The sequence below is a fragment of the Bacillus sp. ok061 genome (assembly GCF_900108285.1).
Classification (GTDB): Bacteria; Bacillota; Bacilli; order Bacillales; family Bacillaceae_G; genus Bacillus_A; species Bacillus_A thuringiensis_S.
Genome location: NZ_FNUW01000020.1, coordinates 33,169 through 55,793, shown reverse-complemented (window position 1 = coordinate 55,793; position 22,625 = coordinate 33,169). Strand labels below are relative to the sequence as shown.

The following is a 22,625-nucleotide window of genomic DNA, read 5'->3' as shown; positions in this document are numbered from 1 at the left end:
AAGATGGATCGGCAAGTAAGAATCATTGCCTTTTATGCCACAAACGAAAACGTAGGAAAAAGTACGTTAAGTATTACGATGGCAAATGAGTTAGCTCATCTAGGGAAAAAGGTGCTTTATGTAGAAGCGGACCAGGTAAGACCAAGTTTTGCGGTTGGAACTGGTCTTAGCCATGAGAGTAAAAACATGTTAGAGCTTGTAAGAAAAGAAAATGAATACAATCTCTTGCAGTATATTTGTACGAAGCAAGATTTACTAGAGAAAAAAGTAAATCCAAGGTTGATACAAAAATTACACGATAAGATGGATTTTCTTGTATTTCCATCAGGATATAACCTAGCTCAATTCCCTGAGATTCAAAACAAAGAATTGTTTGTAACGACATTTATTGAATCACTTGTAGACACTGAATACGATTATATCATTCTATCGGTGCCGACTGAACTATCGGAGGTGTTGAGTTATCCAATCCTATACCAGGCAGACCTTGTTGTTCATGTGCTAAATGGCAATCCTCGTGGTGCATTAGCTATCAAACGTGAATTACAACTAATAGAAGATGCAAAGTTAACATTACCTCAAATGATTCATGTGCTAAATATGGCAGATGAGAATTATGTAGAAGATATTGAAAAGCTTTCTTCCCAAAAAATTGCGGTGACAATTCCGTATGACAGGGATCGTACGAGTTATGAATGGGGGATGCAATTTGGTTCCCCGCAAATTAATACAAAGGTCCATCACATTATGGAAGTAGCTGGTCTTAATAGTCCATCTCAGCATACATCCTCTATGAAAAAGGGTCTCTTTGGTTTACGAAGTTAAAAGGGGGGACAAGGAGTATGTGGGGCTATGTACAGGAAAAACAAGTCGCCTTAAAGCGCAATCGAGTGGATTTATATCATTTTGGTTATAGAATTCGTGCCAAAACAGCTCGAAAGTTAGGTACAACTACAGCTCAGCAAATAAAAGATATAACGGATGAAATTCGTGCATTTTTGGTAAAAGACCATCGTGATATCTTAAGTGAATCTTTTATGAATAAAGAAAAGAGAACAGCTGTAGAACAAATTATTAAAAGCTTTCTATTAAGCAATCAAGTCGTCATTTCAGAGGTACCTTCTGAACAGTTACTAAATATGGTGTGTGACGATATTGTGGGGTTTGGGATTATAGAACCTTTAAAAGAAGATCAGGATGTCACCGATATTTATATCAATGGCACAAAAGAAATCATTTACGAAAAAATTGGAGAGGGAGAATGTACCTTCCCTTACCGATTTGAGACGGAAGAAGAAGTGAAAGCTCTGGCTTATAAGATGGTAAACAGTACATCAGAGTCATTAAATACAGCAAAGCCATATGTTGACTGCGTGTTTCCGTATATCCGTATCAATATTGCGTTAGATGAACTTGGGGGACTCGGAACAACAATAACGATTCGTAAGAATGCAGATCACCTCCGTGCCTCTGAAGAACGTATGTTAACTACCAATCAAGCATCGAAAGAAATGCTGAACTTTTTGGCCGCAGCTGTGAAAGCCAAAATGAATATTCTAGTTGCTGGAGCTACAGGTACCGGAAAATCAGAGTTTATGAAATATCTTGCCTCTCACATTCCGAAAGGAAAGAAAAAAGAACGTACTCTTGTAGTAGAAGATAACCCTGAATTATATTTGCATCGCATTTTTCCGGAACATCATTTTGTTCCGATGCAGTGTAGGGCATCCGAGGTTGAAGAAAATGCAATCGATTTTGATAGGTTGTTAACAAATGCTTTACGTCAAGGACCAAAACGTTTAATCGTAGGGGAATCGAGGGGGAAAGAAGCATTGAAAATGATTAACTTCTTCCAAACAGGACATCCTGGCTTTACCTCTGTCCATGCAAGAAGTGCAAAAGAAGCAGTTAGACGTTTAATGCTCATGTGTCTGCAGAGTGGTGCGAATATCGATGCTCAGTATTTATATGAATTAATTTCTCAGACATTTGATGTGATTGTCTTTTTAGAAAAGAAAGATGATGGTAATCGCTATATTACAGAGATGATTGAATTGTTAGATTATCAAGATGATATACAGTTCAATCAGCTTTCTCAATTTATTCCTTCAGGTGAGGAATTCGATGAAATGGATGAGAGAGTAGGAAAGATTCATGGGGATCATATCGTTACAGCAAAAATGTCAGCCGAAATGGAGAAGAAATTCCGTTCTTCTACTGTAAATCCAGCTCTTTATGCGCCATTCCTTTCACAACAGGAGGTGCAGTATGCATAGTTTGTTAGCCTATGGATGCATATTTTTAATCTTTATTAGTGTAGGATTGCTTGTTTTACTTTTTGCAAAATCGAAGGGTTCTGCTCTTTCTCAATTTGTACAAGAAAATGAGAAGGAAGAAAGACGCTTGGAATTAAGGAATATTAAAGGGATACGAATGTATCTACCGCAATCCGTTATCCAAGAAGCTCAAAAGTACGAATGGAAATTGACGAAGAGTATGTACTGGATATATACGATTCTTTCTGGGATGAGTGTTGCAGCGGTGTTCTATTTTTCATTTGGACAAGATCCTTATACACTGATTACCGTTTTATGCGGCTTTTTAGTTCCAAGATTTCTTCTTTATCGAAGAAAAAAACGTTACTACTTGGTTGTCATAGACCGTCTTTCTATTTATATGAAGGCAGTTGCAAATGCACTTCAAATTAGTAACAATGCAAAACGGGTGTTAGTTCAGGTGAAGCCAATGATGCATGAAAGCATTCAAGAAGAAATAGAGAAAGTTTCTCTTTTATTAGAAGGTGGAACCACAATGCATCGTGCATTTAGAGGATTCAATGAAACGTTTAACTTTAGAGAATTGGTATTCTTTCATGAAATGTTGGAAGTGTGTAGCCGAGAAGGTGGTGCAAATTCGGTGCAAGTCTTACTGGATATTGCAGAAGATTTCGAAAAACAAAAGCTATACCTGGCAAGGTTACGTTCTAGTTTGTCGCAAGCACAACGTGCTTTTGTACAGAACTGCTTAATCGTTATTGCCATGCCGATTGTGATTATGTTGATGTCAAAAGAAGCATATGGATTTTTAGCAGGTTCTATGATGGGTAAAATCGCATTAGCGGTAAATATGTTCATTGTCTTTTTCTTAGCAACCCGTGTAGAAAAGATTGCAAATTATAATCCAACAGAAAGAGGGGAATAAAGTGGCTGCGATTTTAGGTGTAGTGGTATTCGTTGTCATGTACTGGGTATTCTCTACCTTTCTACAAAGTAAAAAAGATAGTGGTAGCCTACTTACAAACTATGTAGAAAATGCAAAACGAATTGAAAAGAAGAATTTAAATCAAATGATGCTCGCGCCCTTCCAGTCGTTATCACATAAGTACCTGACAGAAGAAAAGAAAGAGCAGATCCAGAAAAAATTAGAAGAGGCTGGTTTGGATACGAAACCAGAAGAATATTTGAAAATGAAGGTTGCATATCCGATCATTTTCACCTCTGTTTTCTTGATATGTACGGTGTTCCATGATTACTACTTATTTAAAGTGGGCGTTTTGATTTCACCACTGCTTTATTTCTATCCTGATTATTTATTAAGGAAAAGAATCAAGCAGGCGATAGAAGCAAGGAAGTTCGAGTTACCAGAGTATCTAATTCCGATGCTGCAGTTGTTAAAAACACATACAACATTAGAAGCAGTAAAAAAGGCACAGATATATGCCGGGAGACACCTTCGTCCGTATGTATCTACACTTACTGCGGAGTTAGAAATGTATGCGGGATCGGATCAACCATTTCGAAACTTTGCAGCAGCCTTAAATAGTCCAGAAGTAAATACTTTTACGATTGCATTGCAACAAGCGCAAAAAACGGACAAGGTACAGAGTCTTCGTATTATGGATGCACAGATTAAAATGATGCGTGAGTTAAAACATGAGAACTATAACCGTCTCATTCAAAATAAACCAATGGAAATGAATAAATTTAACGTCGCAGTTATTGGATGTATTGTGATTTATCCAATGGTGATTGTTATTCAATCCTTAATGCAAGGATTTGCAAGTTTATAGAAGATGTTATCAAAAATGGAATAGGAAAAGGAGTAATACACATGTTAACAAAAATGAAGAATTGGTTAAAAAACGAAGACTCACAATTATCATCAGAAAACGGTATGTTAATCGCGTTAGCGGTGATTATCGTATTAGTAATTGGCCCGTTTGTATGGAAAGCAATTCAAGGCGGGTATGATACAATTCTAGCTCGATTTACAAAAGCATCAAACAATGCAGATGTGAATTCTTGGAACAAGTAATAGAAGTTTTAAATGAATGATGTTTATTACGTATAGCTCAAATAAATGGATAAGGGAGATTCAATCATGTTAGCAAAAATGAAAAATTGGTTAAAAAATGAGGATTCGCAACTATCATCAGAAAACGGTATGTTAATTGCATTGGCGGTGATTATCGTATTAGTGATTGGCCCGTTTGTATGGAAAGCAATCCAAGGTGGTTATGATACGATCCTGGCACGATTCACAAAAGCATCAAGCAATGCAGACGTAAATTCTTGGAATAAGTAATTAAAGATTTAAATAGATAGGTTCTAATTTTAATAGATTCTTAAAATCGATATATAAAGGAGACGAAATGAAATGTTAGCAAAGATGAAAAGTTGGTTAAAAAATGAGGATTCACAGTTATCATCAGAAAACGGTATGTTAATCGCTCTGGCGGTAATTATCGTATTAGTAATTGGCCCATTTGTATGGAAGGCAATCCAAGGTGGCTATGATACGATCCTGGCACGATTCACAAAAGCATCAAGCAATGCAGATATTGATTCTTGGAATAAAAAATAAATGTAAAAATAAACGAGGGGGCTACTCTAAAAGTGGTTCCCTTTTTTACACAGCATTTTTTATGAAATTAAGAGGGGAGTAAAGAAAATGGGTCTGTATATTGTGGGATTATTACTAAGTTATATGTTCCTAAATGTATTTACTGATTTGAAATATAGAAAAACAAAGAATATGTGGCATCTACTATTCTTAATAGTAGGGATAGGAATCACGTACCTTGCCGGAATAAGAACAGGGAAAGAGATTGCAATTGTACTAGTCATGGCCTTAGTGTGTGGTTTATTGTTAGAGGCATTTAAATTTTCTTCACCCGGTGATACCAAAATGCTTGTGGTGGTAGGTTTATATGTTAGCAATGTAGTAGAAGAATCGGCTATGCTTACTGCCATTACATTAACAGCTTTCCATTTGCTATTCTTTTGGATTGCTAGTGTGTATCGATTAATTAAAATTTTAGGGTTTGTGGGAGCGATTAAAGACCAATTGGAGCATGCTGCTTCTATATTTGGGGCAAAACTACCAAAGAAAGAAATAAAGCTGATACAGAGCTTTCCTGGGGCTTGTTCTATTTTACTAGGGGCAATGGTGTATATTTCGTTCACTATCTATCAAAACGGAGGTATGTTAGCTTGAATAGTAGAATTATTCATCAAAGAGAAACATATATTTATTTCACGATATTCGTACTAGTAGGGGTGCTTATTGCAAATATGTTTATTCATATGGTGTTTGTATTAGCGTATCCGTTACTTATCGGATTAATTGTGCAGGTTATCTTGTTGCAGAAGATAAAGAAGCCATTTTATCGGAGCGGAAAAGAATTAACGGAACAATTAAAACTAAAAAATATATTTCTAGTAGAATCAAATATTTTAGGAGATGAAGAAGGAGCTGTTTATGAGGTGCATCAAATGCCTTTTGGATTCTCTAATGGATTAATTAATAAAGATAAGAGTTATAAAGTCATAAAACAAGAGTATGATAGAAAAGTCAAAGAGGATTTAACGAAAATTGCAAAATGGCAAGTTACAACAAAAGCTAGACTTGTTACGACAACACACTTTCGTTTATATACAATTTGGCAGAAAAATAGTACAGGTTATCAATTGAAAAAATTAGAGGATTGTGTTGATCCGTATGCAAAAATGAATCTCATACAATGGATGATTGCATCATTCTGTACGACTGGTCGTATCAAATATGATAAGAAACCAAAAGAGTGGGAAAGCTACGAATGGATTGCGTTAAAATAAAAAGACAAAAGTACATGACTTTTGTCTTTTTATTAATTTATACAGCTCAATGAACTATGCATTTTTTTTAGCTAGTTCTAAATATGCTTCATGTTTAGTTATTTCACTGATATCAAGTCCGAAATCAAAATCATCCTTTTTTGATTGGTAACCATAAGATACTAAACCGGAATCTTTATGATTCTCAGGGAAGTAAATTAGTACTTTTGCATTTTTATAGTCTTTTAAATGCAATAATTCGTACAGTTTTTCAATTAGATATTCGCTAATTAGGTTAATAGCACTTGTTCCGCCAACAATAGTATAAAGGTCATCATAAATGTGCAATGCATGATTTTTTCTATCAACGAATAGTAAAAAGTGATTGTAACCTACGTGGAAGTTTTCTATTACTAAATGGTATTGCTCCTCATGGCTAGTAGGAAATAAGAAAATATCAAATGAATCTTTAGTTACCAAAATAGCTGTTTCTTCATTTTTTGGGTCCTTTTTGAACATTTTAAACATGAAAATCCTCCTCTAAAGAACGTGTGTTTGTTCTGATTGTAACACGAATTGGATTTAGTTAATAGTAAATAAAGGAAGAATAAAAAATAAGGCCTTATTTTATATATAGGCCTTATTAAATGACGAATGAGATATGACTCAATATCTCGTGTAGGGTAATTTTATTATACATAATTTTCGAAAAAAAACTAAAATAAATAAGTTCATTTCTGTGATAAAATATAAAGTTATTGAAATTTAGATACGAATTGATTAATATAAATATATATTTAATGTTTAATTGATTCCGTTTATTCCCACACCTTATTGTGTTGTGGTTGAGTTGTAGAAGCAAGTTGCGTCTTGTTTCATTTATGAAAGGGCTTCTTTGAGCCGATTAGTGTATATATAGCTTATTTTGCTATGCACATTATTAATCGACTTGAAGAGGCCCTTTTTGTGTTGTCTTCAAGTTAGGAATCACTTGTAAAAAGGTCTTTGAATTTAAGTATACAAATAAAAAACACTGTGAGAAAAACACAAGATTTGTGCTTTTTTGCTTTGGAAGGGGATCATTATAATGAAATACGAACATGCTATTACACTTGATAAACCATTACTACCATTAGAGACAATAATAAAAATCTTTCAGAGGAATGAAGTTACTCAACCAATTCGAGGGCGTGATTCTAGCATTTTTCGTGATACAGAAGATTATATTTCAGAAAAAATGACAGCCTTACACATCAACTCAGATGAGTATTACAATACGATTTTTTTACCAATTTTACGCCATGATTGTGAAGAAGATTGTTATTTTCCATTTGAAAGGAAGTACTGTTTAGAGGTGTATGGCTATCCATGTACGTTAGAAGATGCGTTTAAGGAATGGGGTCTTTATATTATTAACAAAATGGATTGTACATTAGAAACAGTAATGTCTGAGTATGTAGAGGTTACAAATCCTTTATTTGATCCGACTGTAGAAGAATTGGCCAGAATTATTAAATATAACAAAGAGCGTACTAAGGAGTGTAGTAGATTATTTAATATTTCTCTTGAACCATTGAAGAAATTATTAAAGGAGTCCCCCCATACCGTTATTGAGATCATTCAAAACATTGAAATGGAGGACATATCAAAACTTCCTACACACTTAGGTGTTCAATTTGCTTATAGAAGGGAAACGAAAGAACTTTACATGTATTATGGAGGAAAACATTTGCCGTGGCTTTATCGAGTATTACTTTTTCTTCATATTTTTGAGTTATCTATTCTAATTGTAAAGTAATCAATTGTTGTGAAGTAGAAAAATAATAAATATATAACCAGGGGGAAATTCAAATGAAAATGAGTTATGAAGTATCTATATTTTGTTCTGCACATCCAGAAGATTTTATGCCAAATTTGCGTGCATTACGAATGAGAGTAACAAAAGAAGGAGCATTCTGGGAACGCGATTGTTATCAGTTTTCCATTAAACCATCAAACTTGTCACAGCAAGCAGCCAAACAAGCAGGGGAAATCTATTTGTATCATGTCTATTTCAATGGATGTATACGAGATTTCCTTTTTTTATTGGAGCGATGTTTCAGGGGGACAAGTTATCGCTTTACTGCGATCCGCGGTTTCTTAGAAATAGAAGGGTATTCCCTAAAGAAATGGAAGCCAATTTTACGTAGTCATCATATAAACTCTACTGATGAAGATTGTATTTTCAAGAAAAATGATCTTACAATGATTGTACATCACCATGGAGGTTTAGAGGTGGTTAAGCGTGCGGAGAAAGGCGAGCAATTAAAAAAAGTAAACTTTCTAACGGTAGATAGTTGGTTACAGGCACTTAACCCCACAAAAGAAGATCTATTCTCTTTAACGGGTGTGAGTGTATCTTAATGAGTAATTTGCAAAAACGTATGAAAGTATACAGGCAGAGGAAAAGACAGAAATCCGTAGTTAAAACGACTATGAATTTCTGTCTTTTTATTTTAATAAGGAGGATTTTAGCATGGATTTATTTGAACTTTTTGATTTAGAGGTAAGAGAAAACATAATAGTACAAGATGTGAGGACAGATAAACAAGTTCGCAATCGATACAGCTATGATGTTGGTGAGAAATTAGTAGGAGCTAAGAAAGAGCTACGAGCCTTAAAAGAATCATTTTTAGCATCATTTTTAGCATCATTTTCTTTAGATATTTTAGCGGAAATTGAAAAAGAATCTCCAGTAGAAGCGCTCAATACATTGGATCGAAACGCATTAATTACATTCTCTTTTGAACATGAAAAAGAAAATGATGTCCCGCCACGTGTTGCAAAGTTAAAGCAACTGCTAGTGGGCAGAATTAATAAGAAGCCAATTGTAGATACACCGACTGCAAGGAAACTATATGTTCAGGCATGTAGAAGAATATGGCATAATTTACAGTCGATACATACCTCAGAACAATGGGTAGATCTTGTTGTCTCTTATGGTATGGAAATGAGCAATGGCTGGTCTGCATTTAGAAAAAATAAGAATGTAACATACACATTTAAAAGAATGGTAGAGGAATATTTTGATGAGTTTGTTGATGCAGATGGTATGGAATTATTAATATTAGGTAAGAAATTCATATCACTTTGCACAAATTCCAAAAGTATTAATTCTACGTACCTTCGTGTATCACATGAACTAACATGGAATGATTTACTTACGAAAAAGGTTACGACTCGTAAGAAATCCACAGCTGCTTGGAGTAGGAAACTGCCAGATACCCTCCAAAGAAAAGGACCAGAAATAGAATTTGCAACCAAACCTGAAGACGTAGTTACTATGTTTGGATTGAAGGGGATGCAATTTGGTCATTATTGCACCGAACAATATGCAAAAGAGCATATTAGTCATGTATCTGAAGCGTTACATGATGTAGCCCGTATATTGGGAATTCCACCTGAGTATATAGGGCTAGGGGGACGCTTAGGTCTGGCAATTGGTGCGAGAGGAAGCGGCAATGCATTAGCACATTATGAACCTTCTACCCAAGTCATTAATTTAACTCGTGATAATGGAGTCGGGGCATTGTGTCATGAATGGGGACATTCACTGGATCATTTCTTATATGATTGTAGTCATGATTTTAAAAATGGTAGCCTTGCTTTCCTATCAAGTGGGAAGAGTATCGGAAATGTCTTGCCTGCTATTATCAAAGATAGGGTGCAAGCTGTGCTAGATGCTTGTAAACAAGGAAAAGTGGCCAGAGTAATTAATGTGGAAAATGCCCATGCTAGAAAGTGGTATTTCTATGGTAGCGTCATTAATAGTTATGATGTATATAAGGGGAATGTGTCAGGTATTCTAGAATCCTATCACTTAAGTTCGTACAGAAAGCTGGATACCTTATCAGGGGCAGCTAAGACGCGTATGGAACGTAAAGTTGAAAAAGAATTTGAGAAAACCGCACAAATGTTGGCTGCTTATCACTATAAAAAAACAGGCGAGAAACTTAATGAAATATCGTATCAAGCGAAAGGGTCTGTATACTTTGATACAGCCATTCAGTTAGATAAGAAGAGAACCAAAAAGTATTGGTCTACGAATCATGAGATGTTTGCTAGAGCATTTGAAGCATATGTAGAATCAGCTTTGCTAGATCAAGAACATAGAAATGATTATTTAGTTTGTGATACATATTCTTTTGTATATCCGTTAGGAGAACAAAGAGAATATCTGAATAGGAGTATAAAGAGTTTAATGGAAGTAGTAATTCCATATATAATAAACAGTATACAAGGAGTGGGGAATAATGAATTATAACATTCAAAAAGGTCAATTTCGTTTAACAAGTGCTTATCCAAGAGGTAGCTGGTGGGAATTTTACCGTGTTACGTGTCCGATTTGTCATGATACAGGTAATTGCATGCTTCATATTTCGCAAGAGAAGGTAGCATGTACGCGTGTAGAAAGTAAATGGATTTATGGAAAAAATACGGGAAATCCAAGCTACATTCACTACATAAATGAAAAAGATAAGTATCAATTGCCTGAGGCGGATGAAGTTCAGATTCATGATAAGAAAAGCAATGAGAAATTAGATGTGTTTAATCGTAAGTTAATGGATTTCATACCATTACAGGAGCATCATCATACACATTTATTACGAGATAGAAAAATGACTGAAGAACAAATACAAGTACGTCAATATCGATCTTTCTTAAAACAACAAATTGTGCTAGAGGAGGATAATACGTATACGACTGTTTGGGAGCAGCTATTTAAACAGATGGGGAATAAAAACTGTTGGCAGGGGGTTCCGGGTTTTTATGAGATGAGGAAAGGTCAACTTTCTCTTCGTTTGATGTCAGGATCTCCTGGTATATTGATTCCTTTTCGAAACCAGTGCAATCAAATTGTTGGGTGGCAGGTTCGTGTGGATGAAGTGAAAAACTCCGTTCATGTGAAATCGGCACCTACTGGAGTTCAAGCGGAATTAATCGAGCAGCCTAACGTTGTAAAGATAACTAAAGATGGTGATTGTATCTTTGAAGGCGAACTAGAAGTGAGCAAAAAGGTAGAGATTCCATTTCAAGAGGGACAAATTGTTGTAAAGATTCATAAAGGACAAAAGTATCTATGGCTCTCATCAGCAAACAAAAATCAAGGGACTGGGGCAGGCGGTAGTGAAAATCCACTTCCAGTGCATGTTGCGGTACCAAGTTCTCATTTAAAACATTGGAAGTCTGGTACATTGCATCAAACGAAATCAGTAATGATCACAGAAGGACCCATGAAAGCTGATTTGATTGCTGATTTAATTCCAAAGCGATTTAATAAAGCAGAACTTATTGAAGTAGGAACGACAGTTCTTGCGATTCCTGGTGTAAACGCTTGGCGAATTACTATGCCTGTATTAAAGGATATGGGTGTAGAGAATGTCTATTTAGCGTTTGATGCCGATTTAGTAGAGAATCAAAAAGTAAGAAAAGCTCTTATAGACTTTGCAACAGAGTTAAAGCGAGTAGGCTATAACGTAATCATAGCTGCATGGAACCCAACGCAAGGTAAAGGGCTGGATGATACAATGCAAGCGGGATTTAAACCTGTATTTCAGAGATTGTGAAAGTCATATAGTAGGTTGATATTTTCATAAATAGATAGATTAAAAAAGATAGAGTTTGTAATTCTATCTTTTTCTTATATCCAATTACAAAGAGGATTTAAATTAACTAAAAGAAAGGTAGAAGAGAATATGAATACATCTATGAAAAAAAATCTAGTAAATTTACGAGTTGATTATGCTTTTAAGCGTTTGTTTGGAGTAGAAGGAAATGAAGATATATTAATTGGGTTTCTTAACGCGGTACTACAATCATCTATTAATGAAGAAATTACATCTTTGCATTTAGACGATCCGCATCTTCCAAGAGAGCAGAAGGATGATAAATTGTCTATTTTAGATTTGCGAGCTACACTAAATAATGGTATAAAAATTAATATAGAGATTCAAGTTCGAGACAAAAAAGATATGATAGAGCGCTCTTTGTTCTATTGGTCAGGCATGTATTATTCCCAAATGACTCAAGGGATGAAGTACACAGAATTAAGACCAACCATATGTATTAATATAGTGGATTTCATTTTGTTTCCAGAAGAGCATGAGTTTCATAGTGTTAATACAGTGATGAACAAAAAATCTAAGCGTATCATTACAGAAAATATGCAGTTGCATTTTCTTGAAATTCCAAAAGTGATTCAAGAATGGCAAAGAGAACGAATGAATCCATGGGAAGACTCTTTAGCGCGTTGGTTATTATTATTTCCCGCGCATGAAGATGAGAGATTAACAACAATCCTGGAGGCGATAGCAATGGAAAAAGATCCAGTTTTGAAAAAGGCAATAGAAGATTGGGAGCGTTTAAGTAGCGATAAGGATTTTTTACGCTTATATGAGGCTAGAGAAAAAGCAATAAAAGATAGAATATCAGAAATAGAAACGGCGGAAGAAAAAGCTGCGAAAAAAGCTGCAGAGATAGCCACCAAAAAAGCTACAGAAGAGACTAGAATTGCAACTAAGATAGAGATGATTCACAATTTAATTAATGTCGGCGTACCTATTGAGAAAGTAGCGGAAGCCACTGAATTAAGTGTGGAAGAGGTTAATGAAATTTTAAAAAATTAATAGTAAATATATATGATAAAAAATAGGTAATTGTGATTACAAACAATTACCTATTTTTTATTATTTTTAATTGATGCCCATTTTGTGATTACAACTATATTTTTTCTTGCTTTAGGATTCCCTCTAATTCATAACGAAATTCATTAGTCTTCTTAACATCCTTTAAGATTGCCTCAAGATCCTCTTTTTTAACAAATTCTCTAATGGAATGGTTAAATACCATTAATCTACCGTATCTTTGTTCAATCTCTTTAAACCACGTTTCTTTTTTCAATAATTTAAAGTTTTTACGAATCATTTTTTCCTTTTTTGAAGGAATGGACATAATGAGCCCTCCAAATACATCACTGATTAAGTCACCCATGAAGAAGTCTCCTTTTTCCTTTATTGTACCATTCAGAAAAAAAGATATGTCGTAAAAAATTGAATATAGCTAGTTATTTAGAATACATTTTAATGAACTATTTTGATTTTTGGTGTAAATAAGGGGTTGTATTTTCAAAATCGTATTGCTATAATATAAACGTAATAAGATTTTACAATAAAATATAAAATGAATCAGTTCGCATATAAGAGAAGACCTCAATATGCGCCATGTCCTTAGGGGACGTGTGCGTGTATTGGGGTCTTTTTGCGTTTTGCGAGCAAAAACATCCGGAGGTGCAGGAATTATGTTGAATTGGTTGTCTGCAAAACTTATGACAACATCAGTAGGAGATTTCTTACTGGCAAAAAATAGTTTTTCGAAAGGGCTTGGTGGTAATGGTGGTGGCGGTAATGCTGAAACCGTTCAAAAAAGCATGAACACTTTGGTGAAAACCTTAATTGGTTTTGGGGGAATTTGGGTAGCAGCTTGCGTTGTATTTGCAGCTATTAAACTATCTGGAGCACAAGGGAAGAACCCTGAAAACCGTACACAAGCTATGATTGGTTTAGCTTGCGCGGCAATTGGAGGCTTTGTCATGATCAAAGCGTACGACATCGCTGCTTGGGTTACAACAATCTAATATAAGAGTTTGTACAAGCTCTCCTCCATTTGGGGAGAGCTTCTCTTATACAAGGGAGGAAACAAAATGAGAAAAGTAACTGTTCCTGTTGATATGACTTCGGAACAAAAAACGCTGTTAGGTGTATTAAGTAAGCGCCAATTGATTTATCTATTAGGTGGCGGGGCCGCCCTTTATTTATATGTTCCATTTTTATGGCGGTTGTTTGCACCTATTGATGCGGTAGTAGCATTTTTTATTTGCTTAATTTTGGCACTACCAACGGTAATAGGTGTAATAGCATTTGCGTTTATTTATAAAGAAAAACAACACATGTATCTAGATAGATTTTTACTTATCAAAATGCGTAGCCGCTCCGAAAAAGGAAAGTGGAGAAAAGGGTACGAGCCAACTACATGGGCAAAGGAGAATTTATAAATGTTGGAAATGATATATTTTGCGGCGATAGCCATTGTAGGGTTTTTCTTTTATCGGAAAATGAATGGAAAACCGCTGTTTGGTTCTAAGAAAAAGGGGAAAAAGCAAGGTGGAGTAGAGAAACATACTGCTGAAAAATCTGGAAAGAAAAACAAAAAGAATACGCCTGCTGAATCAGAGATTGATGAGGATAATGTTGATTTTTTTCGGGATTTTGTAGAAGACATTAAGGAAATTGATAATCACATGATTCGGTATCATGATGACACATTTGTCCTAATTGCGGAAGCACATCCGGTTAACTATTACTTACTTTCCAATATGGAACAAGAAGCGATTGATATCAAAATTGAATCCTGGTTAACCACATTAGAGTTTAATACGAAAGTATATATTCAAAGTAAGTTCGTAGATTTAACAGATCCTGTACGAAAAATGACAGAAACGATGAAAGGTGCGAAGGACCTTACACCAGAGACGGTTCTATATGGACAAGAAGTTATCGATAACTTAGAGTACTGGCAGCGTTCACAACCTCGATATGAACAAAAACGTTATTTAATTTATCCATACAAGGTTGATATTAGTACGATTACGGCTGATACAGAGGACGAATTAGAAGAAAAGATTGTAGATAAGGCATTTAACGAACTATATCGTCGTTATAATGCATCCCGAAATCTACTATCGAAAGCAAAAATTAATGTAGAAATGTTAACGAAAGATAAATTAATAGAACTTTTATACGTAGCATTTAACCGTCGGAAAGCCGTAAAAGCTCGTTTCCAGGATTTAATTGAAAACGAGAATTTCTCGCTCTATTCAACAGGGGAAACAAATGAAAGAAAACTAGAGTTAATGAAGAAATTGCTAGCAGAAGAAAAAGCAGAAAAATCAAATAATGGGGTGGCGTAAACATGAAGTTATTCGGAAAAAAGAAAAAGGAAAAGAAAAAAGAAAAGAAAAAAGTAGAAGCCGAAGAGAAGGATGAATTGGAGCTAGAGGAGGAAGAGCTGGAAGAAGAAGTACCGACGCAATTAGACAATCAAACAACAGTGTTTGATGTTATTGCGCCAGAAGGAATGAAAATTGACGCAGAAGATTATGGAGTAATTAAGCAGTCTTTAGGAAGTAATACGTTCTTCCGTCCATTTTATATTCCACGTGATGGATATCCGCGTATGATGCAAACCAATTGGCTCAACATGTTAACTTCGGCTGGGGAAGTGGATGTCATGATCGACATTCATAAAGAGCCTAAAGCAAAAGCAATGCGATCGTTAGATATGCAGCTGACGATGTTACGTTCCAATCTTTCTTTCCAACGTACACGAGGAAACATTGACCAAGAAAAAGACTTAGATGCAAAAATTCAAGATACAAACAATTTAATGGATGAAATCCAGTTCAATGAAAACGACTCCTATATGGTGAGTACGATGGCTGTTGCGTATGCCGAATCAAAGAAAGAATTAGACGTTTTATGTGAATATCTTGAAGATGAAATGCAAGCATCTCACTTTAAGATAGCGAGTACTTGGAACCGTGTGAAGAGTGGTTTGAAAGCGGTTATGCCATTAGGTGCACCAAATACCTTACAAGATACCTATCGAAATATCGATAGACGTGCTCTATGTACATTTGCACCCTTTGTATCAGGATCCGGGAGATTTAACGGTGGTATACCAATAGGAAAGAACAAAATTACTGGCCAAGTAGAATTTTTAAATTCATTCGGTAATGCAGATTATCGCCCGCCAAACTATAACATTGGTGTGACAGGAATTTCAGGTTCAGGGAAAAGTTTACTTTTAAAAATGAAGCTCGCTCGTGAAACATCACTTGCAGATACACATGCAATGATTATCGATCCAGAGGGAGAGTTTGTAAAAATTACAAAACGTTTAGGTGGTATTAACCTAAACATTTCTCCTGAAAGTAATATTATTATCAATCCTTGTGCAATTGCAGTAACAGAACTGCAAATTACAGATAAAGATGAAGAACTAGAAGCGCTGGAACAATACGATAAGAAAGAACTGGTAGAGCGTGATGGCGTGAAGTATGTAAGATTTGTACCGATTCTAGAGAAAATCAATGAAATACTCGGATTCTTTGACATTATTATACGCGGACAAGATTTTGATCAACCAGGATTAAATGTATTCCAACGTACAATGCTAGAAGATGCAATCCGTGAAGTGTTTGATAAACATGGTATTACTTCACATCCTTCTTCTTTATATACAGATGAAGTGAAGAAGGTGGATGGACAATTAATTCAGTCTCAAGTAAGAAAGCCAGAGCCAGAGTTAAAAGAAATTTACGATGTCATAGTAGAACATCATGGAGACGATGTAAAAGCAGAAGAGTTAATCGCAGCGATTCGTCCGTTCTTACGTGATGGTTCAAAACCATTATTTGATGGACAAAGTCATTTTGGTCGTGGTGTAGAAACACAATTAAATGAATCACGTGTTGTTAACTTTAACATTAGTCATTTAGAAGAAGGGTTCTTAAAACCAATCGCCTTCCACGTTATCTTGAACTATATCTGGGAGCATTGGATCAAGAGTCCAGAACACGCTATCAAACGAAAAGTACTGTATGTGGATGAGATGTGGCAGTTTATCGATTATGAACAAACGGTTAACTTCTTAGAAAAAGTAGCACGTCGTTCACGTAAAAGAAATGCTGGTATGTGTTGGGCGAGTCAGGACTTTGTTCGTATTTTAGAAAATGTGAAAGCGCGTGGTATCTTGCAATCTACTTTCTCTTATTTCTTCTTAGAACAAAATAAGATTGATAAGAAAAAGATCCAGGAGAACTTTAACTTAACTGCTGGGGAGCTTGATATTATTCTCAACAATCCAGGAAAAGGAGAAGGGATTTTCCGTGTCGGAGATAGTTCGGTTTGGATTCAAACAGATCCATCAGATAAAGAAATGATGTTTATTGAATCGAATGAAGCGGTACTTCAAGAGCTTCTAAACAATATGAAGAAAGTACAAGGGTACGCAGGATAGTAGCGTACCTTTGTAAAGGAAGGTGAAATTATGCTTGAGAAAATAATAGATTGGGTCGGTGGCCTTGTTATCCATATGGTAAAGGCCCTACTAGCGCCTATTTATGGATTTATGGATACTATTCCAGTTCTAGTCTTTGGTGGAGATAAATCTAATCTAGATTTTTTATATGCAAAGAATGCAGTTACGAATGTATTAGATACCGGTATGCCTGTCATGTTTAAACTTGTTGCTTTTTGTGTCCTCATCAGTGTAGTGATTACAGCAGCAAAATATTCAGCAACGACTCTGAATCCAAATAATCGCACGGCATTAATTGAATATGCAAAAGACTTAATGATTATCTCGATTTGCCTCTGGCATTTAGATTTCTTTTATAATTTTATTTTTGATCTAAATTCTTGGATTATATTAGAGTTTAAAGAGGCGTTAGGGAATTTTAACCCAGATCAGCAAATACCTCTATTAAAAAATGGACTGGCAGACAATAAGACGATTACAGAACTTTCAATGAAAGACCATAAAAATGATTATATGTTTATCATATTCGGACTATTTATTGAAGCTGGATTAATGATATGGGCAAACTTTTATTATTTAATGCGTGCTGTGACACTATACGTATTAATGTTACTAGGCCCTGTAATGGTAGGAATGTGGATGTTCCCACAAAAGAAACAACAGACGTTATATTGGATTCGTGAACTTATGGGTGCAGTATTAATTCAAGCGATTCACGCAATTACCCTATGGTTAGTTATTACACTTATTGGGGGTGCGCAAAATCCTATTATAAAATTAATATTACTTGCGATGTTTATCCCAGTTGGTGAAATCGTGAAAAGCTTTATTGGACTTAGCACCAATGCATCTGCGGGTATTCATAGAGCGGGTACGATGATGGGTATGGGTGCTTTAGCAAGTGTGGCTGGACTGGTTAAAGGTGTTCGTGATGACTACCGTAATTCAAAAGCAAAACCTGACGATAAAGGGGATAAAGAAAAGACAAAAGAAGATGCTGATAACCCGAAAGATGCACTAGGAGCGAATTTAGGGACAGATGTTGGTACAACATCTCGTGCAGCTCGTATGTTAAAAGCTGGTCAAATTGGAAGTTCAATTGGTAAAGCAGCGACAGGACTTGCAGGTATGGCAGCGGGAGCTGGTCTTGGACCGGGAGCGATGGTAGCAGGATCTCAAGTGGGAAGTGCATTAGGTAGTGCTCCAGGTGCAGTGGCTGGTAGAAGTGTTGCTGCAGTTGGTGAAGGGGCTGTAGCCTTAGGAAAACATATTGGTTCGAGTGTCAAGAAGGGTGCGGATACCTATTCAAATCTAAATGGCGAACCGTATCCGGAATTAACCGATGAAGATATCGCACAGGATTTAGCTACAAAAGACTTTGAAAATTGGAAAGCAGATAATCCTGATTCTGCAGTTGCAAGTCGTTTAAAACAAGCATTCCCTGGTGCTTCCGATGCAGAGATTGCTAAAAAAGTAGCGAAAACAAATAGTGATCAAATGTCTCGTTTCTCAAATCAGCGGAAACAAGATTTACAAAATATGAAGAAAACCGCTACACCATATGGAAATGCTAGAGATTTAGTTAACGCTGCAACGAATGCATTCCAAAAGGGATATGAGGGAGACCATAAAGATACGTTTATGAGTCAGTTACCAGAAAATATGTCAGCGGAAGAGAAAGAGAAACACTGGAACGACCATCTGAACACAAAAGTACAAGGATTTAGAAACCACGCAGAACAAGCGGCAACAAAAGCAGGAGCCATGCCAGTTGATGCGAAGGACAAACAAGGGAACAATCTGTTTGATAAGTCCTATGTGAATAAAGATGCGTTTGCTTCCCGGCTTGCATTAGGAAAAGTCGGAAAAGCAGTCGAGGATGTAAAAGGAGAAACGTTAGAAAGTGGCCATCAAAATATGGGACAAGTAGGTGCTCTTGTCGGTGCTTCTACTGCTGCATTTAAGAAAGCATATAGTGCAGACCATAAGGCAGGATTTATGAAACAATTCCCTGCAGATATGCCGCAACAAGAAAAAGAAGCCGCATGGAATAAGCATTTGGATCAAAAAGTACAAGGATTTCAAAATCATGCGCAACAAGCGGCGGAATCAGCTGGTATTGTACAGCAAAAAGACGGTATAAACTATGCGAATAAAAAAGCTTTCGCTTCTCATTTATCACAACAGTTACAAAAAAATCCTGGCTTAAATGCAATGGGGATATCCAGTACAGCAGGCATTCAGCAGGCAGTCAACGGTGTGAAAACGCACGGTTTGACAAGTGGAACAGGAAGTCAGCAAGCAAAACAAGTAAGTAATGTTGGGAACCTGGTACAAGCCTCTACAGAATCCTTTAAACAAGGCTATGCAGCAGAACAACAGGCAAGCTTTATGAAAAACTTGTCCCCAACTATGTCTCAACCACAAAAAGAGCAAGCTTGGCAGTCTCACCTGAATGAAAAAGGAAATGAATTTAAAGCAGTCGCACAACAAGCGGCAGTACAAGCGGGAGCGATGCCTGTACAGGCAAAAGATACGAGTGGTAAGAGTCTACATAATCAATCGTATATTAATAAAGATGCGTTTGCTTCGCAATTAACGAAAGGTTTACAAAGCCATGCAAGTCTTGGAACGGTGAGCCAACAAGTAGATTCTGGAATTACTAGTGCGATTCAAGGTGTTCGTTCACATGGTGTTGCGACAGGTGGCGCAATCAATAAAGCTGTATATGCTGCGACACAAACGCAAGCGAGTATCGCACGTGCGGGAGATCTTTCCGTTGCGGAAATTGAACGCTCTTATGCCGATGCATCAACAAGTGTAGCAAATATTGCACAAAGCGCTGGTAAAATGTCTATCCCAACTTCAGCAGTGGGACGTATGACGCAGCAAAGTACAAAACTTGGCATGAGTGTAATGGAAGGTGCGAAACACCTTATGCTTGCGGATCGCATTGATACGGTATCAAATGCATACTTTAGTGCTGCGAGTGCTGTACAACAATCCGGAGGAAATGCAGTACAAAGAGTGATAAGTGGGACTACTGCTGCTGTTAATACGTCATTAGGTGGGAATGCAGCAGAGCGTCACTATAATGTGACAAAAGGCTTAAGTTACGCCGCAGGTGTGATTGGTGGTGCGGGTGCTTATCAAGCGACTGCACGTATGGTAAGTAAACATAATCCTTATAACAAAGCTGTTCAAACAGAGGCAAAAGAAATTCAAGAGATTCAGAGAATGGTACCAACAACAACGGATGCTATCGGAAAACAATCGGTTGTTCAAGGTGCAGTACGTCTTGTGACGACAAATAATAAATCGTGGATTGAAGCAAAAGATTCGAGTGGTATGACGCAAGTGGTATCTCGTTATGGTAGTGGAGATAGTAGTATACGCTCTGGACAAGTGGTATATCAGGACTTAAATATTTCAGACGGACAATTAACGCAGTATCGTAATGGTACGAAAGCATCTCCAGCCTATATACAAGATTCAAGTGGTGGCAAAATCAATATCAATCGCTCGATCAATGTAAATCCAAATCAATTAGTAGGAAACCAAAATCAAAGACCGTTACAACAGAAACCGGTATTTAATGAACCACCACTTACGGTCAATCACAAGGTAGACAATGGTCACTTCTATATGTCTGATTTAGACCAAGGTGGTTATAAAAATGTACAAATGGTGGTAGAAAGAGATCGTAGTTATATGGTTGCGACAACAACAGACGGTACAGTGTCACGTATTTCGCCGTTTGGAAAAGGAGATACGCGCTTACAAGCAAACCAAAGGATTGAAAGAGCTTGTGAAGTGAAAGATAGTAGTATTAAGCCAAGAGAAGAAACCTTAGTAACACATACACAGGATGAAGTTGTTCGTACAGAGACGCATCTGAATTTATCAGAACATGACCCACAAAATCTGATTCCATTTGCGCCAAATCCTCGCTTGGCACAGCGAAGAGGAAGAAATTCTCAAAATGGAAAATATGGTGTGATAAGTCTATGAGTCAAAATCCTAACGATCCAAATGAACAGAAAAAAAGTAACCCTTTAAAAGATATAGCTTCCCACTTTATTAAGAAAAAAGGGATGCAAGCGCGTGGGAAGATGGCAAAATTGGCAGGAAAAGCAGGAAAGGCGGCAGCGAAAGCTGCTGCCAAAATGCTAAAAGCAGGTATACTAAAAATTGTGGGTGCTGTTGTGGCAGTGGTTGGAGTACCTGCTGCTTTGGTAATGGGAGTAATTATTGCTGTGTGTGTGATTTTAGTCTCTTTTGTACCTTTTACCGATGATGAAGATAAGACAGAAGAACAAGTAAAAAAATATATGGAAGTTTCAATGGTGCTAAATGTGGATTGGAAAGAGGTTGTCGCTTTTGACATGGCGCGATATGATAATGATTTGACTGGTAAAGATCCACATGATTCTATATCATATTTCTTGGATATCCAATATGAAGAATATACGGAAAAAGAGGTATGTGAGGCAGGACCGAATGGTCCTTGTGAAAAAAAGAAAAAAGAGATGCAAAAAACCAAATCTGAAAGTTACTCCGGACCAGATGTAAAAAAGATATTAGGAGATACAGATTTTAAGAAAAAAATAGATGAGATTAATGCAAGTGGAAGTAAAAAAGTGACAACATCTTCTCATGGGCTAGAGAAAGCCATGGAACTCGCAAAGTTTAGTAAAAGTCAAAAAGAGCGTGCTCGTGAGATATTAGAAGCCGGGATGTTAGAAGGAATGTATGGACATCTTGCTCCTACTACTGGTGGATTTATTGGTGGTATGTGTGTAGGTAATGTGAGTCCTGGCGGGGAGCCTGTTAACCTTAATGCAAAAGTTACAGGATACCTTCCTAAAATTAAAGAAATGGCAGAAAAACATGGTGTTGCTCAATATGTTGGTATTTTGGCTGCCCAAATGATGCAGGAATCAGGTGGAGCAGGAAATGACCCGATGCAGGCTTCAGAGGGGCATTATGGAGACATGAGCCCATCTTGTGTAGGTGTCAAGGGGAACGCACGTGTAGGATGTATTAAAGATCCCAACATTTCTATTGAAGCAGGCGTACAAGAATTTAAAGATGTGTTAGCAAAGGCGAATGGAGATATAGCCCTAGCCTTACAATCTTATAATTGTGCGACACGTTCCTAACTGAAAAGGTTAGGCGCTGATTCAATATTCAGCAGAACTATTATTTCGAGAAGTCAAATGATAGGGTAACGCCTTGAAGGGCTTCCTCTGATACTCCGACATGCAGCATACAAAAGATAAGCCTGTAGTTGTGTGAAGCTCGGTGAAGTCGGCTGAGAGCTACCGTTAAAGTATCTCGATACTACGAAAACTGTCCAGCGGTGGATGGTGTAGCCTATAGGCCGGGAGTCTA

Annotated in this window: 21 protein-coding genes and 1 pseudogene; 20 read left to right on the top strand and 2 right to left on the bottom strand. The window is 36.6% G+C overall.

The genetic code is table 11. From position 1 onward, the window contains the following. Window positions 1-3: 3 nt before the first annotated feature. The 9 genes from C4S65_RS22855 (at window position 4) to C4S65_RS22815 (ending at window position 6,116) form a co-directional block, all read left to right on the top strand. Complete coding sequence (locus C4S65_RS22855) at window positions 4-825, top strand: AAA family ATPase (RefSeq protein ID WP_103945479.1); 822 nt, start codon at window positions 4-6, stop codon at window positions 823-825. A gap of 17 nt (window positions 826-842) precedes the next feature. Next, window positions 843-2,276 (top strand): CpaF/VirB11 family protein, encoded by a 1,434-nt coding sequence (locus C4S65_RS22850; protein ID WP_103945478.1) that lies wholly within the window; start codon window positions 843-845, stop codon window positions 2,274-2,276. After that, on the top strand, window positions 2,269-3,201 hold the full coding sequence (locus C4S65_RS22845; protein WP_079246536.1) for a hypothetical protein: 933 nt from the start codon (window positions 2,269-2,271) through the stop codon (window positions 3,199-3,201). The genes C4S65_RS22850 and C4S65_RS22845 overlap by 8 nt, the downstream gene beginning before the upstream one ends. Window position 3,202: 1 nt before the next feature. Next, window positions 3,203-4,069 carry a hypothetical protein gene (locus C4S65_RS22840; RefSeq protein WP_098293373.1) on the top strand — a complete coding sequence of 289 codons (867 nt, stop codon included), beginning with the start codon at window positions 3,203-3,205 and terminating at the stop codon, window positions 4,067-4,069. A 41-nt stretch (window positions 4,070-4,110) separates the two neighbouring features. Beyond that, the gene (locus C4S65_RS22835; protein WP_000956352.1) at window positions 4,111-4,314 is read left to right on the top strand and encodes a hypothetical protein; all 204 of its coding nucleotides are present in this window, start codon (window positions 4,111-4,113) and stop codon (window positions 4,312-4,314) included. Window positions 4,315-4,380: 66 nt separating this feature from the next. Next, complete coding sequence (locus C4S65_RS22830) at window positions 4,381-4,584, top strand: hypothetical protein (RefSeq protein ID WP_000879955.1); 204 nt, start codon at window positions 4,381-4,383, stop codon at window positions 4,582-4,584. A gap of 72 nt (window positions 4,585-4,656) precedes the next feature. After that, window positions 4,657-4,863, top strand: coding sequence for a hypothetical protein (locus C4S65_RS22825; RefSeq protein ID WP_000879959.1), 207 nt, complete (start codon window positions 4,657-4,659; stop codon window positions 4,861-4,863). 87 nt (window positions 4,864-4,950) lie between these two features. After that, window positions 4,951-5,496 carry a hypothetical protein gene (locus C4S65_RS22820; protein WP_000525026.1) on the top strand — a complete coding sequence of 182 codons (546 nt, stop codon included), beginning with the start codon at window positions 4,951-4,953 and terminating at the stop codon, window positions 5,494-5,496. Next, window positions 5,493-6,116, top strand: coding sequence for a hypothetical protein (locus C4S65_RS22815; RefSeq protein WP_001088476.1), 624 nt, complete (start codon window positions 5,493-5,495; stop codon window positions 6,114-6,116). The genes C4S65_RS22820 and C4S65_RS22815 overlap by 4 nt, the downstream gene beginning before the upstream one ends. Before the next feature lie 54 nt (window positions 6,117-6,170). Here the strand turns inward: C4S65_RS22815 and C4S65_RS22810 are convergent, their stop codons facing one another. Next, the gene (locus tag C4S65_RS22810; RefSeq protein WP_000475631.1) at window positions 6,171-6,623 is read right to left on the bottom strand and encodes a hypothetical protein; all 453 of its coding nucleotides are present in this window, start codon (window positions 6,621-6,623) and stop codon (window positions 6,171-6,173) included. 559 nt (window positions 6,624-7,182) lie between these two features. Between C4S65_RS22810 and C4S65_RS22805 the strand changes: the two genes are divergently transcribed. The 5 genes from C4S65_RS22805 (at window position 7,183) to C4S65_RS22785 (ending at window position 12,760) form a co-directional block, all read left to right on the top strand. Continuing rightward, entirely contained in the window at window positions 7,183-7,893 is a 711-nt protein-coding gene (locus C4S65_RS22805) for a hypothetical protein (RefSeq protein WP_098902346.1), read from the top strand. 53 nt (window positions 7,894-7,946) lie between these two features. After that, a complete protein-coding gene (locus tag C4S65_RS22800; protein WP_000784222.1) occupies window positions 7,947-8,498 on the top strand; it encodes a hypothetical protein in 552 nt (183 codons plus the stop codon). 112 nt (window positions 8,499-8,610) lie between these two features. After that, window positions 8,611-10,398, top strand: a complete 1,788-nt coding sequence (locus tag C4S65_RS22795) for an LPD1 domain-containing protein (RefSeq protein ID WP_103945477.1) — start codon at window positions 8,611-8,613, stop codon at window positions 10,396-10,398. After that, window positions 10,388-11,701 (top strand): DUF3854 domain-containing protein, encoded by a 1,314-nt coding sequence (locus C4S65_RS22790; RefSeq protein WP_103945476.1) that lies wholly within the window; start codon window positions 10,388-10,390, stop codon window positions 11,699-11,701. The genes C4S65_RS22795 and C4S65_RS22790 overlap by 11 nt, the downstream gene beginning before the upstream one ends. A gap of 129 nt (window positions 11,702-11,830) precedes the next feature. Further along, the gene (locus C4S65_RS22785; RefSeq protein ID WP_103945475.1) at window positions 11,831-12,760 is read left to right on the top strand and encodes an Rpn family recombination-promoting nuclease/putative transposase; all 930 of its coding nucleotides are present in this window, start codon (window positions 11,831-11,833) and stop codon (window positions 12,758-12,760) included. Window positions 12,761-12,854: 94 nt separating this feature from the next. Here the strand turns inward: C4S65_RS22785 and C4S65_RS22780 are convergent, their stop codons facing one another. Further along, the gene (locus tag C4S65_RS22780; RefSeq protein WP_000502632.1) at window positions 12,855-13,124 is read right to left on the bottom strand and encodes a hypothetical protein; all 270 of its coding nucleotides are present in this window, start codon (window positions 13,122-13,124) and stop codon (window positions 12,855-12,857) included. A 223-nt stretch (window positions 13,125-13,347) separates the two neighbouring features. On the opposite strand from C4S65_RS22780, the gene C4S65_RS22775 reads away from it, so the two are divergent. From C4S65_RS22775 to C4S65_RS22750, 6 genes and pseudogenes are all read left to right on the top strand, one after another. Then, entirely contained in the window at window positions 13,348-13,767 is a 420-nt protein-coding gene (locus C4S65_RS22775; RefSeq protein ID WP_001216651.1) for a hypothetical protein, read from the top strand. A 66-nt stretch (window positions 13,768-13,833) separates the two neighbouring features. Next, window positions 13,834-14,184 (top strand): PrgI family protein, encoded by a 351-nt coding sequence (locus C4S65_RS22770; protein ID WP_001233520.1) that lies wholly within the window; start codon window positions 13,834-13,836, stop codon window positions 14,182-14,184. Beyond that, window positions 14,185-15,099 carry a hypothetical protein gene (locus tag C4S65_RS22765; protein ID WP_103945474.1) on the top strand — a complete coding sequence of 305 codons (915 nt, stop codon included), beginning with the start codon at window positions 14,185-14,187 and terminating at the stop codon, window positions 15,097-15,099. A 2-nt stretch (window positions 15,100-15,101) separates the two neighbouring features. Beyond that, window positions 15,102-17,210: a DUF87 domain-containing protein gene (locus C4S65_RS22760; protein ID WP_103945473.1), complete on the top strand. Its 2,109-nt coding sequence runs from the start codon at window positions 15,102-15,104 to the stop codon at window positions 17,208-17,210. Between the two features lie 30 nt (window positions 17,211-17,240). Beyond that, a complete protein-coding gene (locus C4S65_RS22755) occupies window positions 17,241-21,242 on the top strand; it encodes a hypothetical protein (protein WP_103945472.1) in 4,002 nt (1,333 codons plus the stop codon). Continuing rightward, window positions 21,239-22,375, top strand: a pseudogene (locus tag C4S65_RS22750) (lysozyme family protein); the annotation flags it as partial. The gene C4S65_RS22755 and the pseudogene C4S65_RS22750, both read left to right, overlap by 4 nt. Between the last annotated feature and the right edge of the window lie 250 nt (window positions 22,376-22,625).